Source organism: Rhodococcus sp. UYP9, assembly GCF_040547235.1.
Taxonomy (GTDB): domain Bacteria; phylum Actinomycetota; class Actinomycetes; order Mycobacteriales; family Mycobacteriaceae; genus Rhodococcoides.
Genome location: NZ_JBEPPH010000001.1, coordinates 248403 through 262448 on the forward strand (window position 1 = coordinate 248403; position 14046 = coordinate 262448).

At 63.3% G+C, this 14046-nt stretch carries 15 protein-coding genes and 1 riboswitch; of the genes, 11 read left to right on the forward strand and 4 right to left on the reverse strand.

Annotated elements, in window-relative coordinates:
• Positions 1-18 precede the first annotated feature (18 nt).
• From ABIB36_RS01265 to ABIB36_RS01275, 3 genes are read left to right on the forward strand one after another with little or no spacing between them, the layout of a single operon-like run.
• A complete protein-coding gene (locus ABIB36_RS01265; RefSeq protein ID WP_084348046.1) occupies positions 19-831 on the forward strand; it encodes a glutaminyl-peptide cyclotransferase in 813 nt (270 codons plus the stop codon).
• Positions 832-875: 44 nt separating this feature from the next.
• Positions 876-2462: an MFS transporter gene (locus ABIB36_RS01270; protein ID WP_179142341.1), complete on the forward strand. Its 1587-nt coding sequence runs from the start codon at positions 876-878 to the stop codon at positions 2460-2462.
• On the forward strand, positions 2463-2984 hold the full coding sequence (locus ABIB36_RS01275) for a DUF2771 family protein (RefSeq protein WP_084347551.1): 522 nt from the start codon (positions 2463-2465) through the stop codon (positions 2982-2984).
• Here ABIB36_RS01275 and ABIB36_RS01280 read toward each other — a convergent pair.
• Complete coding sequence (locus ABIB36_RS01280; protein WP_179142357.1) at positions 2981-3394, reverse strand: cold-shock protein; 414 nt, start codon at positions 3392-3394, stop codon at positions 2981-2983. The genes ABIB36_RS01275 and ABIB36_RS01280 overlap by 4 nt on opposite strands.
• 143 nt (positions 3395-3537) lie before the next feature.
• On the opposite strand from ABIB36_RS01280, the gene ABIB36_RS01285 reads away from it, so the two are divergent.
• From ABIB36_RS01285 to ABIB36_RS01295, 3 genes are all read left to right on the forward strand, one after another.
• Positions 3538-3756, forward strand: coding sequence for an Asp23/Gls24 family envelope stress response protein (locus ABIB36_RS01285; protein WP_084347547.1), 219 nt, complete (start codon positions 3538-3540; stop codon positions 3754-3756).
• A gap of 13 nt (positions 3757-3769) precedes the next feature.
• Positions 3770-4141, forward strand: coding sequence for a YccF domain-containing protein (locus ABIB36_RS01290; RefSeq protein WP_084347545.1), 372 nt, complete (start codon positions 3770-3772; stop codon positions 4139-4141).
• A gap of 276 nt (positions 4142-4417) precedes the next feature.
• A riboswitch (cyclic di-AMP (ydaO/yuaA leader) is annotated at positions 4418-4605 on the forward strand.
• An 8-nt stretch (positions 4606-4613) separates the two neighbouring features.
• Positions 4614-5228 carry a transglycosylase family protein gene (locus tag ABIB36_RS01295; protein WP_084347543.1) on the forward strand — a complete coding sequence of 205 codons (615 nt, stop codon included), beginning with the start codon at positions 4614-4616 and terminating at the stop codon, positions 5226-5228.
• Positions 5229-5288: 60 nt separating this feature from the next.
• Here the strand turns inward: ABIB36_RS01295 and ABIB36_RS01300 are convergent, their stop codons facing one another.
• Positions 5289-5477 (reverse strand): hypothetical protein, encoded by a 189-nt coding sequence (locus ABIB36_RS01300; protein ID WP_084347541.1) that lies wholly within the window; start codon positions 5475-5477, stop codon positions 5289-5291.
• A 61-nt stretch (positions 5478-5538) separates the two neighbouring features.
• On the opposite strand from ABIB36_RS01300, the gene ABIB36_RS01305 reads away from it, so the two are divergent.
• The 3 genes from ABIB36_RS01305 (at position 5539) to ABIB36_RS01315 (ending at position 10259) form a co-directional block, all read left to right on the forward strand.
• Entirely contained in the window at positions 5539-7809 is a 2271-nt protein-coding gene (locus ABIB36_RS01305) for a helicase-associated domain-containing protein (RefSeq protein ID WP_084347539.1), read from the forward strand.
• A gap of 103 nt (positions 7810-7912) precedes the next feature.
• A complete protein-coding gene (locus tag ABIB36_RS01310; protein WP_354558937.1) occupies positions 7913-9568 on the forward strand; it encodes a DNA repair helicase XPB in 1656 nt (551 codons plus the stop codon).
• 22 nt (positions 9569-9590) lie between these two features.
• Entirely contained in the window at positions 9591-10259 is a 669-nt protein-coding gene (locus tag ABIB36_RS01315) for a DUF3239 domain-containing protein (protein WP_179142340.1), read from the forward strand.
• Positions 10260-10266: 7 nt separating this feature from the next.
• Here ABIB36_RS01315 and ABIB36_RS01320 read toward each other — a convergent pair whose 3' ends face one another.
• Positions 10267-11253 carry an LLM class F420-dependent oxidoreductase gene (locus ABIB36_RS01320; protein WP_354558938.1) on the reverse strand — a complete coding sequence of 329 codons (987 nt, stop codon included), beginning with the start codon at positions 11251-11253 and terminating at the stop codon, positions 10267-10269.
• 89 nt (positions 11254-11342) lie between these two features.
• Between ABIB36_RS01320 and ABIB36_RS01325 the strand changes: the two genes are divergently transcribed.
• Positions 11343-12515, forward strand: a complete 1173-nt coding sequence (locus tag ABIB36_RS01325) for a pyridoxal phosphate-dependent aminotransferase (protein ID WP_354558939.1) — start codon at positions 11343-11345, stop codon at positions 12513-12515.
• A gap of 8 nt (positions 12516-12523) precedes the next feature.
• Positions 12524-13540 carry an AraC family transcriptional regulator gene (locus ABIB36_RS01330; RefSeq protein WP_084347534.1) on the forward strand — a complete coding sequence of 339 codons (1017 nt, stop codon included), beginning with the start codon at positions 12524-12526 and terminating at the stop codon, positions 13538-13540.
• Between the two features lie 7 nt (positions 13541-13547).
• On the opposite strand, the gene ABIB36_RS01335 is transcribed toward ABIB36_RS01330, so the two are convergent.
• On the reverse strand, positions 13548-13973 hold the full coding sequence (locus ABIB36_RS01335) for a VOC family protein (RefSeq protein WP_354558940.1): 426 nt from the start codon (positions 13971-13973) through the stop codon (positions 13548-13550).
• Between the last annotated feature and the right edge of the window lie 73 nt (positions 13974-14046).

The following is a 14046-nucleotide window of genomic DNA, read 5'->3' on the forward strand; positions in this document are numbered from 1 at the left end:
CCAGTTCGGGCTGCCATGATGGGGCAGATGATCGCCTCGCTTCGCCGCGTTCTCGGCGTCCTCGCGGTGCCGATTCTGCTTGTCGGGTGCTCGGCGGATCCCGAGGTCAGCGCAGATTCTTCGGCAATGAGGTCGACGGTCACCGTGGTCAGGACCCTCGAGCACGACCGTTCCGCGTTCACCCAGGGTCTGGAGATCGATGACGGGGAGCTCTACGAGGGCACCGGCCGCAAGGGTTCGTCGTACGTGCGCGTGTCGTCGTTGGACACCGGCAAAGAACTGCGGCGGGTGGATCTGCCCGCCGAATACTTCGGCGAGGGCCTGACCGTCGCGGGCGACACCGTATGGCAGATCACCTGGCAGAACGGAACCGCGTTCGCCCGAGACAAGACCACTCTGGCCGGCGCGCGCGAGGTCGGCTACGACGGCGAAGGCTGGGGTCTGTGCGCGGCAGCGGACGGTCTGGTGATGAGCGACGGGTCGTCGATGCTGACCTTCCGTGATGCGGACACGTTCGAGGCCACCGGCACCGTGGAGGTAACGCTCGACGGATCGCCGCTCGAATCGTTGAACGAACTCGAATGCGCCGAAGACGGATCGGTCTACGCCAACCTCTGGCGCACGTTCGATATTGCGAGGATCGACCCTGCCACCGGGACGGTGTCGGAGATCATCGATGCCGAACCGCTGTGGAACTCGATGTCCGAGCGCGAGCGCGACGGCGCCGACGTGCTCAACGGGATCGCCCAGATACCCGGCACCGACCGCTTTCTGGTGACGGGAAAGCTGTGGCCGAGCATGTTCGAGGTGGAGTTCACACCCGTGGAGTGAGTCGGTGTACTCACACCCTCCACTTTTAGGACAGAATTGACGACGTGACAGACCCTCGAGACTCCGACACCCCGCCGGGAGAGGACCACCCGGGGTTCGAGAACTATCCGCCGGCTCCACGCGCCGCCAGCCGCAGAACCCCGCTGCCTCCACTTCACCCGTCGACGACCCCGTCGGGTGATCGTCCGCGTGGACCGAAGCCGCCGCCCATGCCCCGCAAGTTGACCGTCACTCGCGTCGCTGCGATGCGTAGCCGCGAGCTCACCAACAAGGGCATCGCGACTTTCCATCGAGCCGCGAAAGCAGACGGTGCCGACAAATCCGGACTCACCGCGCTGACGTACGCGACGATGGCCAATTTCGCCTCCGACGCCGCCACGGCAGTCGCGCTGGCCAACACACTCTTCTTCTCCGCCGCGACCGGTGAGGACAAGACGAAGGTTGCGCTGTATCTCGTCATCACCATCGCTCCGTTCGCTTTGATAGCGCCGCTGATCGGACCGATGCTCGATCGGCTGCAGCATGGTCGACGGCTCGCACTCGCCGGTTCGTTCCTACTGCGAACCGTCCTGGCCGTCGTGCTGGTGTTCAACTTCGACAGCTGGATTCTCTATCCGGCTGCGCTCGGCATGCTGGTGTTCAGTAAATCCTTTGCAGTGCTCAAGAGCGCCGTGACCCCGCGTGTACTTCCACCCGAGATCGACCTCGTTCGTGTCAATTCTCGCCTGACAGTGTTCGGCCTGATCGGTGGAACAATTGTCGCCGGCGGCATCGCGGGCGCTATCGCCTGGCTCTCCGGATCGCCGGGCGCACTGTGGTTCGTAGCTGCCATCACCGTGCTGGGCGCCTACCTCAGCATGCGGATCCCGTCGTGGGTCGAAGTGACCGAAGGCGAAGTTCCAGCCACCTTGAGATACCACGGTGACGACGCCGAGACAGAGGTGATGCACCGCGCGAAGCCGGGGACCACACCACCGAAGAACCGCCGTCAACCGCTGGGCAAAGCCGTCATCGTCGGCCTGTGGGGCAACGGAACCGTACGCATACTCACCGGATTTCTGACGCTGTACATAGCCTTCGTCGCCAAAGCTCAGACCGAACACGAGCCGATCAAACAGGCCGCGATGCTCGGACTGGTCGGTGCATGCGCAGCAATCGGCAACTTCTCCGGCAACGCCGCAGGCGCTCGGATCAAGCTCGGCCGCCCGTCCATCATGATCATCCGATGTACGTTCGCCGTCACCGTCGTTGCCATCGTCGCGGCCGTCACCGACAGCCTGCTGACCGCTGCATTGGCCGCGCTGGTCGCCTCCTGTGCGAGTGCGCTCGCCAAGGTCTCGCTCGATGCATCTCTGCAATCCGATCTCCCACCCGAATCCATTGCGTCCGGATTCGGGCGTTCGGAGACCGTCCTTCAGCTGTGCTGGGTACTCGGCGGAACGCTGGGCGTGCTGTTGCCCACCGAGTACTGGCTCGGCTTCACGGTCGTCTCGATATTGCTTACGATCGGCCTGGTGCAGACCATCCTCACCTACCGAGGCAAGACACTGCTCCCCGGACTCGGCGGAAACCGACCCGAGCACGCCGAGCAGCGCAGTCCCGACTATTCACCCCAAGAGAACGTGAGTTAAGTGAATCTTGCACCGAAGACCAAGAAGCTACTGGCGATCGGCGCTGCCGGACTGATCGTCGTGGGCGTGGCATTCGTCGCCGTGCTCGCGCAACTCGTCTCCGACGCTCCAGCGCACCGACCGACCATCACGGCATTCGCAGACGGGAAAGCCGTCACCGTCGAGCCGTACCTGTACTGCCCCGTCGAGGCGCCACTGTGTGAGAACGATGGATCGAGCGCGAGCGTGCCGGTTCGGGAGGGCTACCCGCTGCAGCTGTCCTTGCCATCCGAGATCACCTCGGCGCCGTGGATTCTCGCCGCGGTGTACTCCGACGAAGCCGGGGCCGACGTCGTCGAAACCGACTCGCTGTACCTGCCCGATCAGAAATTGGGTCTGACCGTGCCACCCGTCGACGCCGACGGACGAGCACTGCTGGGCGTCGAAATCAGGTTGCCCTCCGGCATCATCGACACCGACACCCAGCAGGAAGAGATCATCAGCCACGCGATCTGGTCGATCGCGACGACACCGACCGGTTAGCTGTCGAGCTCGCGCGCGACGGCCCTGACCACTTCGGAGATCCTCTGGGCGGTCTTGCGATCGGGGTACTTACCCTTACGCAGTTCAGGCTGGATCGTTGCCTCGAGAAGCGTGATCATGTCCTCGACCATCCCGTGCAGCTCGTCGGGCGTGTGCTTACGCTCGACGGGCTCACGACGATTGGCGGTGTTCTGACGCAGGGTGGGAGCCGGCTCGAGAACTTTCAGGCTCAGCGCCTGAGGCCCACGGCGTCCTGCGGCCATACCGAACTCGACGCGCTGGCCTGCTTTGAGGCCTTCGACACCCGCTGGCAGCGCCGACGAGCGGACGTAGACGTCCTCTCCTTCTTCTTGCGAGAGGAAGCCGAATCCCTTGTCGACGTCGTACCACTTCACCTTGCCGGTAGGCACTGCGCTCACCCGTCCATTTGTCTCGGTAACTAGCCTGTTTTGCACAAATTTCGCGCCCAACAGCTGTGTTGGACGCGAATGACCCAGCATAGCGCGAAGGAGTGCCCGGCAGCACGCCGGTTTGTCGGGCTACCGTTACCGACGTGGCTGATCAAACACCCCGAAACGGCACGACCCTCCTTCGTATCTCGCTGGCGATATTTGCGATCGGGTTGGCCGCGATAGTCGCCATCTTCGCGGTACCCGCGCTTTCCGGCGACGACCCCCCGCTGTGGCTTTATCTGACCGCAATGATCTTCTCGCCCCTGGGCTTCGTGCTGGCGATAGTGTTTGCCTTGCTGTCCGGCCGACGGGCGAGATAAACAGGGGGCACACATGCGAGTCATTCTCAACATCATCTGGTTGATCTTCGGCGGACTATGGCTGGCTATCGGCTACTTCGCAGCGGGCATCATCTGCTGCATCCTCATCATCACGATCCCGTTCGGTATCGCGTCCTTCCGCATCGGCGTCTACGCCCTGTGGCCGTTCGGCAAGACGATCGTCGACAAACCGACATCGGGGGTCGCGGCGGTTGTCGGCAACGTCATCTGGCTCATCGTTGCCGGCATCTGGCTGGCCATCGCGCATGTGGTGTCGGCCATTGCGATGGCGATCACGATCATCGGCATTCCACTCGCCATCGCGAACCTCAAAATGGTTCCCATCTCACTCATGCCGCTCGGCAAGGACATCGTCGACTCCTGACACTCCAGCACCATTCCCGGATGGGTGTGACTTCCATCACATAACGACCGGGTAACGGATGCGCAACGCCCAGGGGTTCACTCGACGGCAACGCCGCTAGCTGCACATTCGGCCGATGACGAAAACTGTGTTGGGCCGCACACCCGGACGACCCGAAAAACCAAGAGTTACCAAATAGTGACACTCCGCGGGAATTTCAGTACCGTCGTCCACGGCTGAGAAACTTCGGCTGAATCCGGACCCGCAGCGCCAAACCTCGTCCCGCGGGAACGGACCCCCACAAGAACACCCAGGGGACGAGGACGGGGGACCCACACGTCCTCTCGGATAACCGGAAATTCACTACCTCGGCAGAGAATTTCCTTGGGGTGAAGCCCACGCACTTCCACTTGGAAGCGCTGGGCCGGGCTACCTCTCAGCCCGAACCCGACAGCTGACCTCGCAGGCGCCAGTGGAGAGGATTTCAACTCGTATGAGCGGACGTCATCGCAAGCCGACCACCACCGGCCGGACCGTAGCCAAGGTCGCCGTCACCGGCGCCATCATGGGCACAGCAGGCATGGCCTTCACCGGCACCGCCAGTGCAGCCCCCGATTCCGATTGGGACCGCCTCGCACAGTGCGAAGCAGGCGGTAACTGGGGCATCAACACCGGAAACGGATTCCAGGGTGGCCTGCAGTTCTCCCCGAGCACCTGGAGTTCACATGGCGGCGGGCAGTACGCCGCCACCGCGAACCAGGCCAGCCGCGAAGAGCAGATTGTCGTTGCCGAGAAGGTTCTCGCCTCGCAGGGCTGGGGCGCATGGCCCTCCTGCTCGTCGAGCCTGGGCCTGAGCAGTTCGCCCACCGAGCGCAGCGCGCCTGCATCCCCACAGTCCGCTCCCGAGGCACCCAAGCTCCCCGACCTCACGAGCATCCCCACGATCGACGGCAGCGCCGAGGTAATCGACGGCATCACCAGCGCCGTTCAGACCGTCACGAACGATCCGGCGATCTCTTCGTTCATTCAGAACGCGACACAGGGCATCCAACTCGACCCGCAGGTCGTCAATTTCTACCAGGCAAACAAGGCATTCCTGCCTCAGTAGAAACTCCACACCATCGAAAAGGGCCCCCGATTACTCGGGGGCCCTTTTCGTGGTTCGGATCTAACGGTTGATGACGGTCACTGGATGGGCGTACAGCAGTTGGTCCACGGGCAACGGAAACTCGGTTTCCTCGCCGAACGGCGACAAGCTTCCCGAGCGCGAGGACGCCAATTCACTGACCGCATGGTCACCGCGAGCGGTTTCCGGCCAGCCTGGATCTACGTAGGGCTTCTTCGACTTGTTCACCATGGGACCATTTTGACACCTGCGCTGCACCCAAAGCCAGTCCAGGTCTCTAATCTGGTAGTCGATGACCGATACTGCAGTGCCTCCAGACCTCGCAGCGTGGCTTTCTTCACGGACCGATAACGAGCTCGTCAGCATCCTCACGCTGCGACCCGACCTCACCGTGCCACCGCCGACGACCATCGGCGTACTCGCAGGACGGGCCGAACAGCGTGCCTCGATCCTGCGCTGCGCTGACGCACTCGACACGTTGGCGCTGACGATTCTGGAGATCCTTGCGCTCGAGGGTGCCCACGAAATACCGGTCGAACGCGAGCGACTGGATACTGCCGTCGGCAAGCGAGCCACCACCAAGGCCGTTGACAAAGCCCTCGGATTTCTGCGAGAACGAGCACTCGTCTGGGGAACGGGCTCGATTCGGATGCCGCCTGCGGCGCGGGATGCGGTTCCGTGGCGAATAGGACGAATACTCGACCCGACCGACGACCTCACCCCCGAGCGGATCACCGACGCGCTCGCTCGAATCGGCGACGGTGAACGCACCCTGCTCATGACACTGGCCCGGTCATCACCGACAGGGCGCACCCGGGATGCTGCACCGGGCACGTCCGAGGACCGTCCCGTTCAGAAGCTACTGCGCGCCGGGCTGCTGATCTGGCTAGACGAACAGACGGTCGAACTCCCCCAGCAGGTCGGCCAGGCCCTACGCGGCGAGCCGGTTTTCGATCCGACGTCGCTGACGCCGCCGAAACGTGCCAGCACCAAATACCCCCTCACCGACGTCAATGCTGCCGCAGCGGGTGAGGCCCTGGAACTTGTTCGGCATTGCGCGCTGATCATCGAAGCGCTGTCGATCACGCCTGCCCCGGCGCTCAAAGCCGGTGGCTTGGGCGTACGTGAAGTCAAGCGCATCACCAAGGCAACCGGGCTCGACGAACACCGCGTCAGCGTGCTGTTGGAAGTGCTGGCAGCTGCATCGCTCATCACCAGCGGAACCCCCGACCCGCTGCCACCCAACGATTCGGGCGAGGACTACTGGGGTCCGACCCCAGCCGTCGAACCGTGGACCACCGCAACTCCGGCAGCCCGATGGCACACCCTCGCGGCGGCATGGCTGGATGTACAGCGTGCGCCCTGGCTGATCGGGATGCGCGATCCCAACGACAAACCGGTGGCCGCGTTGTCCGAAGAGGTGCGCTCACCTGCAGCTCCACGCGACCGTCGAACGATCCTCGAGTTCCTCGCCGAACTCGGCCCTGGCAATGCCATCGCCGAAGGCGAGGTCTCGCGTGGCCTCGCCTGGCGTCGACCACGTGCGATGTCGCGATACGCGCTCCGGCCGGTATCGAAGATGATCGGCGAGGCGACGGCGATGGGCATCGTCGCCCGCGGAGCGCTGTCGACGCCGGGTAAGGCGCTCCTGCACGGCGGCGACGCCGAGGCCGCAATGCGTGCTGCGCTACCCGAACCGATCGATTACGTCCTGATTCAGGCCGACCTCACCCTCGTCGCGCCCGGTCCCCTCGAGCCCGAACTCGAGCATCGGATCGAACTCGTCGCCGATGTCGAATCCGCAGGGGCTGCGACGGTCTATCGGATCACCGAGAACTCCCTTCGCCGGGCGCTCGACGTCGGTATGAGTGCGGCCGAGCTGCACGCATTGTTCGCCGCGCACTCCCGTACGCCGGTCCCCCAGGGATTGACCTACCTGATCGACGACGTCGCCCGACGTCACGGCAGACTACGTGCGGGGGTCGCCGCGTCGTTCGTCCGATGTGAAGATCCGGCCCTGCTTGCCGAGGTCCTTACCTCTGCTGCTGCCGAACAGCTCGCGCTACGCGCACTCGCACCGACGGTCGCGATCTCCCAGGCGCCGCTCAACGAAGTCATGAGGGCGCTCGACGCGGCAGGTTTCGCACCTGCCGGCGAGGATGCCAACGGCATCATTCTCGATCTGCGCTCACGCGGCGCCCGGATTCCGCTGCACAAAGTTCGCTCTGGCTTCAGGCAGCCTGCCATCGCCACCGACGAGCAGCTCACCCGGCTCGTCTCGGAACTGCGCGCCGGCGATCGTGCATCTCGCGCGGGTGGGCGCCCGGTCCTTGCCGACGGGACGCGCGCCACCGGATCGGCGACGATGGCATTGCTCCACACTGCGCTGAAGGCTCGGCGCAGCGTGTCGATCGGTTATGTCGACGCGCAAGGGGTCGCGTCGCAACGCATCGTAGATCCGGTAAACGTCGGGGGCGGCCAGCTCGACGCGTATGTGTCGGCAACCGGTGAGGTCCGCCGGTTCACCTTGCACCGCATCACCTCGGTCGCACTGATCGACTAGACGCCGAGCGCGGAGCATCACATGGCGCCGAGGGCGCTATATCAGGACAATGGAGAAGTTGCGCACTTTCTTCCATGCAACGCGAAGTTCTCTAGGAGGAACTGTGACCGACGGCCCCCTGATCGTCCAGTCCGACAAAACCCTGTTGCTCGAGGTCGATCACGAGCTCGCAGGTGCCGCTCGCGCCGCCATTGCTCCGTTCGCCGAACTCGAACGCGCCCCCGAACATATTCACACGTATCGGATCACTCCGCTTGCTCTGTGGAACGCGCGGGCCGCGGGCCACGATGCCGAACAGGTCGTCGACGCGCTCGTCAACTTCTCGCGTTACGCCGTTCCGCAGCCTTTGCTCGTAGACATCGTCGACACGATGGCGCGATACGGCCGGTTGCAGTTGGTGAAGAGTCCGGTCCACGGTCTTTCACTGATCAGCCTGGATCGCGCCGTGTTGACCGAGGTCATGCGGCACAAGAAGATCGCTCCGATGCTCGGTGCGATGGTGGACGAGGACACCGTTCTCGTCCATCCGAGCGAGCGTGGCCACCTCAAACAGCTGTTGCTGAAGATCGGCTGGCCCGCGGAGGACTTGGCCGGTTATGTCGACGGCGAGGCTCATCCCATCGAACTCGACACCGAGGGCGGTAAGTGGACGCTGCGCGATTATCAGGCGATGGCTGCCGATTCCTTCTGGGCCGGCGGCTCCGGTGTCGTAGTACTTCCGTGTGGTGCGGGTAAGACGATGGTGGGCGCCGCCGCGATGGCCAAAGCCAAGGCGACGACGCTCATTCTCGTCACCAATACCGTCGCCGGCCGTCAGTGGAAGCGCGAGCTGATCGCTCGTACTTCGCTCACCGAGGAAGAGATCGGCGAGTACTCCGGCGAGCGCAAAGAGATTCGCCCTGTGACGATCGCCACGTACCAGGTGATCACGCGTCGCACCAAGGGTGAGTACAAGCACCTCGAACTGTTCGATTCCCGTGACTGGGGATTGGTGATCTACGACGAGGTCCACCTGCTACCCGCGCCGGTGTTCCGGATGACGGCGGATCTGCAATCACGTCGCCGTCTCGGGTTGACCGCAACGCTGGTGCGCGAGGACGGCCGCGAGGGCGACGTCTTCTCGCTCATCGGGCCGAAGAGGTACGACGCCCCGTGGAAGGACATCGAAGCGCAAGGGTGGATCGCACCCGCCGAGTGCATCGAGGTCAGGGTGACGTTGACCGACGCCGAGCGGATGGCGTACGCGGTTGCCGAGCCCGAGGAACGGTACAAACTCTGTTCGACGGCCCACACCAAGGTGGCGGTCGTGAAGTCGATCCTCGCCAGGCACGAAGGTGCGCCGACCCTGGTGATCGGCGCCTACCTGGATCAGTTGAACGAACTCGGTGACGCGCTGAACGCGCCGGTGATTCAAGGTTCGACGAAGAACAAGGAACGCGAGGTGCTGTTCGACGCCTTCCGAAAGGGTGAGATCCCGACCCTCGTGGTGAGCAAGGTCGCGAACTTCTCCATCGATCTACCGGAAGCATCTGTGGCAGTTCAGGTTTCCGGAACTTTCGGCTCCCGCCAGGAGGAAGCGCAGCGACTCGGACGTCTGCTGCGCCCGAAGCACGACGGAGGCCAGGCGCACTTCTACTCCGTCGTCTCACGGGACACACTCGACGCCGAATACGCCGCACACCGGCAACGGTTCCTGGCCGAGCAGGGTTATGCGTACCGAATCACCGACGCAGACGACTTGCTCGGTCCTGCCATCTGATATTCGTGCTACTAATGAGCATGTGCGCCGTTTCCAGTTCCCTGTCGATGTAGCCCATGCCGCGTCGGTGAACGAGACGATGGCAGATGTTCGCAGGCTCAGAGTGTCTGCGATCGTCACGGCCGTCGTGTTGATTGCCGTCGCCGCATGGTTCTTCTGGATGGCTCATCCGTGGTCGTACATCCTGGGTGCGGTGTTTCTCATCGCCGCCGCGACCTCGCTGTGGGTCACGGTATGGGCACCTCGCAAGGTGGGCGCAGTCGAGGACCTCTACGCGAAGGGTCAGCTGATCCCGGCCGTCATCGCCGAGACCCGTCCGCGTGGGGTCACCATCCTCGCGCTGCTGGACATCGCGAAGCCCGACGCCCAGGCACCGCACTATGTGCTCGTGACCAGGAGTATTCGTGCTCTTCCCGGACACGAATTGGTCGAAGGGGAACTGGTTCCGTCGATCGCGGTGCTTGCCGACCGGACCACGAACACCACCGGTGACACCTGGCAGATGGTCTCCCCCATGCCCATTGCCTGGGGAACCACCGACGCGTCCGTCATCGAGCGAGCCACGGCGGAGATCACCGAACCCGAGTGGTCCCTGCTGCTTGCGAACATCGGCCTGTCCGAGAAGGTGCGTGCGGCCGAAAATCAGCAGCTGTTGGTCGATCCACACGACCTGCCCGAGGACCTTCGGTAAGTCCGGCTCAGGCGAGCGCTGGGATGACTTCGCGCTCGAACAGTTCGATCCCGGAGCGATCGTAGGCAGCTTCGGGGAAGTAGAAGATGCCGTAGGACAGCCCCTTCGACTTCAGCGCCGTCAGGTTCTCGACTATCTGTTCGGGGGTTCCGACGGCGGGTACGTTGCGGAAATCGTCGAGAGCGGCTGCCGCTTTGTCTGGGCCGACATGTTTTCCGAGCCGATCTTCGAGTTGCGTCAACCGATCCGCCACCTCCTTCTCGGTGGAACCGATAGCGACGTTGTAGTTCGCCGAGCGGACGATCGAGTCGAAGTCGCGGCCCAACGACGTGCAATGGCTTTCGAGCACTTCGGACTTGTGCGAGAACGCCTCCAAGCCGCCGTCGAAGTTCGTGCAATCGGCGTACTTCGCCGCGATCTTCAGGGTTACCTTTTCACCGCCGCCCGCGATCCATATCGGAATTCCACCGCTCTGCAACGGTTTCGGCCACACCCGTGCGCCGTCGACCTGGTAGTACTTGCCATCCAGCGTCGCCGCTCCGGTGGTCCAGGCCTGCCGAAGAATCTGAACGCCCTCGTCGAGACGGCCCAAACGTTCACGAGGCGGCGGGAATCCGTAACCGTATGCGCGCCATTCCTGCTCGTACCAACCGGCACCGATTCCCATCTCGACGCGCCCTCCCGAGATCAGATCGACGGTGGCGGCGACCTTGGCCAGGTACGCAGGGTTGCGATAAGCCATCGCAGTGCACATCTGGCCGAGCCGGATACGTGAGGTCGACGCAGCGATCGCGGACATGAGCGCCCACGCTTCGTGCGTGGCTTCTTCGGTGGGTTCGGGGACGGTATGGAAGTGGTCGTACACCCACAGCGATTCCCATGGTCCGGCGTCGGCTGCCGTAGCCAGATCGCGCATGACCCTCCACTGTGCGGAGGGTTCGATGCCGACCAGATCCAGTCGCCAGCCTTGAGGGATGAACAGTCCGAATCGCATGCAATCGAGACTACCGTCGGCAGGTAGGGGGGTTCTTACCTCTTGGACGAGGCGCACCTACCGAATGTGACACCAGCTACGCTGCATGAATGTCCGCGGAGCACCGAAGCCGAACTGTCGAGCGTCTACGCCCCTTCGCGTCGACGATCTTCGCGGAGATGACAGCTCTCGCGGTGGCGAGCGACGCGGTCAATCTGGGTCAAGGCTTTCCCGACACCGACGGGCCGGCGTCCATGCTCGCGGCCGCGCAGGACGCTATTGCCGGCGGCCTGAATCAATATGCGCCAGGGTCGGGTATGCTGGTCCTGCGCGAGGCCATTGTCGCCGATCGCTCTCGCCGCTACGGCATCGACTACGACCCGTCCTGCGAGGTTCTCGTCACCGTCGGTGCCACCGAAGGAATCGCCGCGACGATACTCGGGCTCGTCGAACCCGGCGAAGAGGTCTTGCTGATAGAACCCTTCTACGACTCGTATGCTGCCGCGATCGCGTTGGCCGGCGCCCACCGGTCCACGGTCCCTCTCGTCGCCGACGGAACCGGTTTCGCCGTGGACCTCGATGCGCTCGAACGTGCGATCGGGGTGAACACCAGACTTCTCGTGGTCAATTCCCCGCACAATCCGACGGGAATGGTGTTGACGCGTGACGAGCTCGTCCGGATCGCCGAGATAGCGTGCGAGCACGACTTGCTCGTCCTCACCGACGAGGTATACGAACGCCTGGTCTTCGAGAATTCCGAGCATGTACCGATTGCAACCTTGCCCGGCATGTTCGAGCGGACCGTCACCGTCTCCAGTGCCGCAAAGACCTTCAATGCAACGGGTTGGAAGACCGGCTGGGCACTGGGCCCAGCCGAACTCATCGATGCCGTGCGCTCGGCCAAGCAGTTTTTGACGTTCGTCGGAGGAACCCCGTTCCAGCCTGCAGTAGCGCACGCGCTCACCTATGAAGGTCCCTGGGTGGACCAACTCCGAGACTCACTGCACGCCAAACGGAACGTACTCTCCGCCGCGCTGACCAAAGCTGGTCTGGAGGTGAGGTCCAGTAACGGAACGTATTTCGTCTGTGCCGACGTGGCACCACTCGGTGAAACCGACGCCCTGAAATTCTGTCGCACGCTTCCCGCGAGAATCGGGGTGGCGGCCGTCCCCGTCACCGCGTTCGTCGATCATGCCGAGCCGTGGAAAACTTTGGTGCGCTTCGCCTTCTGCAAAAAAGACGACGTGCTCGCCGAAGCGTCCGACAGACTGCTGAGACTCTGACAACCATCATGACCGCCAGAACCATCCCCGTCGCTTTCGTCGTCAATGCCACTGCTCTCGCGGCGAGCAGCGGCGTCGATCTGTCGTATCCACTGTCGATCGCGGGAATCGGACCGGAAACGTTGAAGGATCCGCGCGCACGACTCACCGCCGAACAGGTCACGCTGTTCACTCAGTCCGCATGGCAGATCACCGGTGACGAGCTGTTCGGATTGGCGTCGACGCCCATGCGGCGCGGCAGTTTTCGCGTCATCTGCCAGACCCTCATACACAGTCCCGACCTCGCGTCGGCGTTGAACCGGATGACGGAAACCACGCGAGTGCTCTCGGGACTTCCAACGATGACGATCACTCGCGGTGAGAGCACAACGCGACTGACGATGCCGCCGGTGGACAACACACATCTGCCGGAGCAGGCCAGGGAGCGGGCCGGCCAATTGCTGACCGACTTTCGAATGTTGCTGGTACATCGCTTCGCCGCGTGGCTCATCGGTGGTCGGGTGAAGCTGCACTCGGTCGAACTGCCCTACGACATGGCCGACGCGGAAACCGCCAAGCTCTACGATCGAATGTTCGGCACCCGAGTGGCATTCGGTGCATCGGTAGCAGTCCTCGAGTTCGACAATGCCGCGATGCGAGCGCCGATCGTACAAACCGAGGCGAGCCTGACCGACTACCTGCGCGAATCACCGAACTTGTTGTTCACTGCGCGCGACTACGACAGCACCGCATCGTCACAAGTGCGACGAGCACTCGAACTGGGACTTCAGGGCCGCAGTCCAGGTACCGACGAGATCGCCGCCAAGCTGACTGTCAGTACCGCGCACCTTCGCCGACTGTTGCGGCAGGAGGGCACGTCGGTGAACCAGATCCGCGAAGAAGTACTACGCGACGCCGCCATCTCCGGGCTGAGTCGCGGAGATTCGGTCGACGACCTTTCTCACCAGCTCGGATTCTCGGAGCCGTCCGCCTTCCGAAGGGCGTTCAAGCGGTGGACCGGACAGACACCGGGCGCGTATCGGTGAAGTACCTCTAAGAGAGACAGAACTCGTTGCCCTCCGGGTCGGCCATCGTGATCCACGTACTCGGGCCGAGCTGACCGCGATAGAGGATCGATGCTCCTGTGTCGACGAGGCTTTCTGCCACCGCTTCGCGGTCGTCTCCGATCCTCAGATCGAAATGTAGCCGGTTCTTCACTGTTTTCGACTCCGGAACCCACTGAAAGAGCACGCGCGGCGCCGAGGGTCGGTCGGAATCGACGATTGCGGCGCCGATCTTCCAGACGAGCCGACCGTCGAAGAGGAGTGTGTCGTCCTCGCTCGCGTGACCGGCGTCCACCATTTCTCGGATGAATCTCTCGTCCTGCTCCTCGACCTGCCAGTCGAGGGCCGCAGCCCACCATGCGGCCTGCTCATGGGGGTTGTCGCTGTCTATCGTGACCTGAATTTCGTATCCCATGCGCACACGATAGGACAAGACTGCGACAAAATTCGGCGGATCGATCGTTGGAACGTACGTTCGAATGACGCTA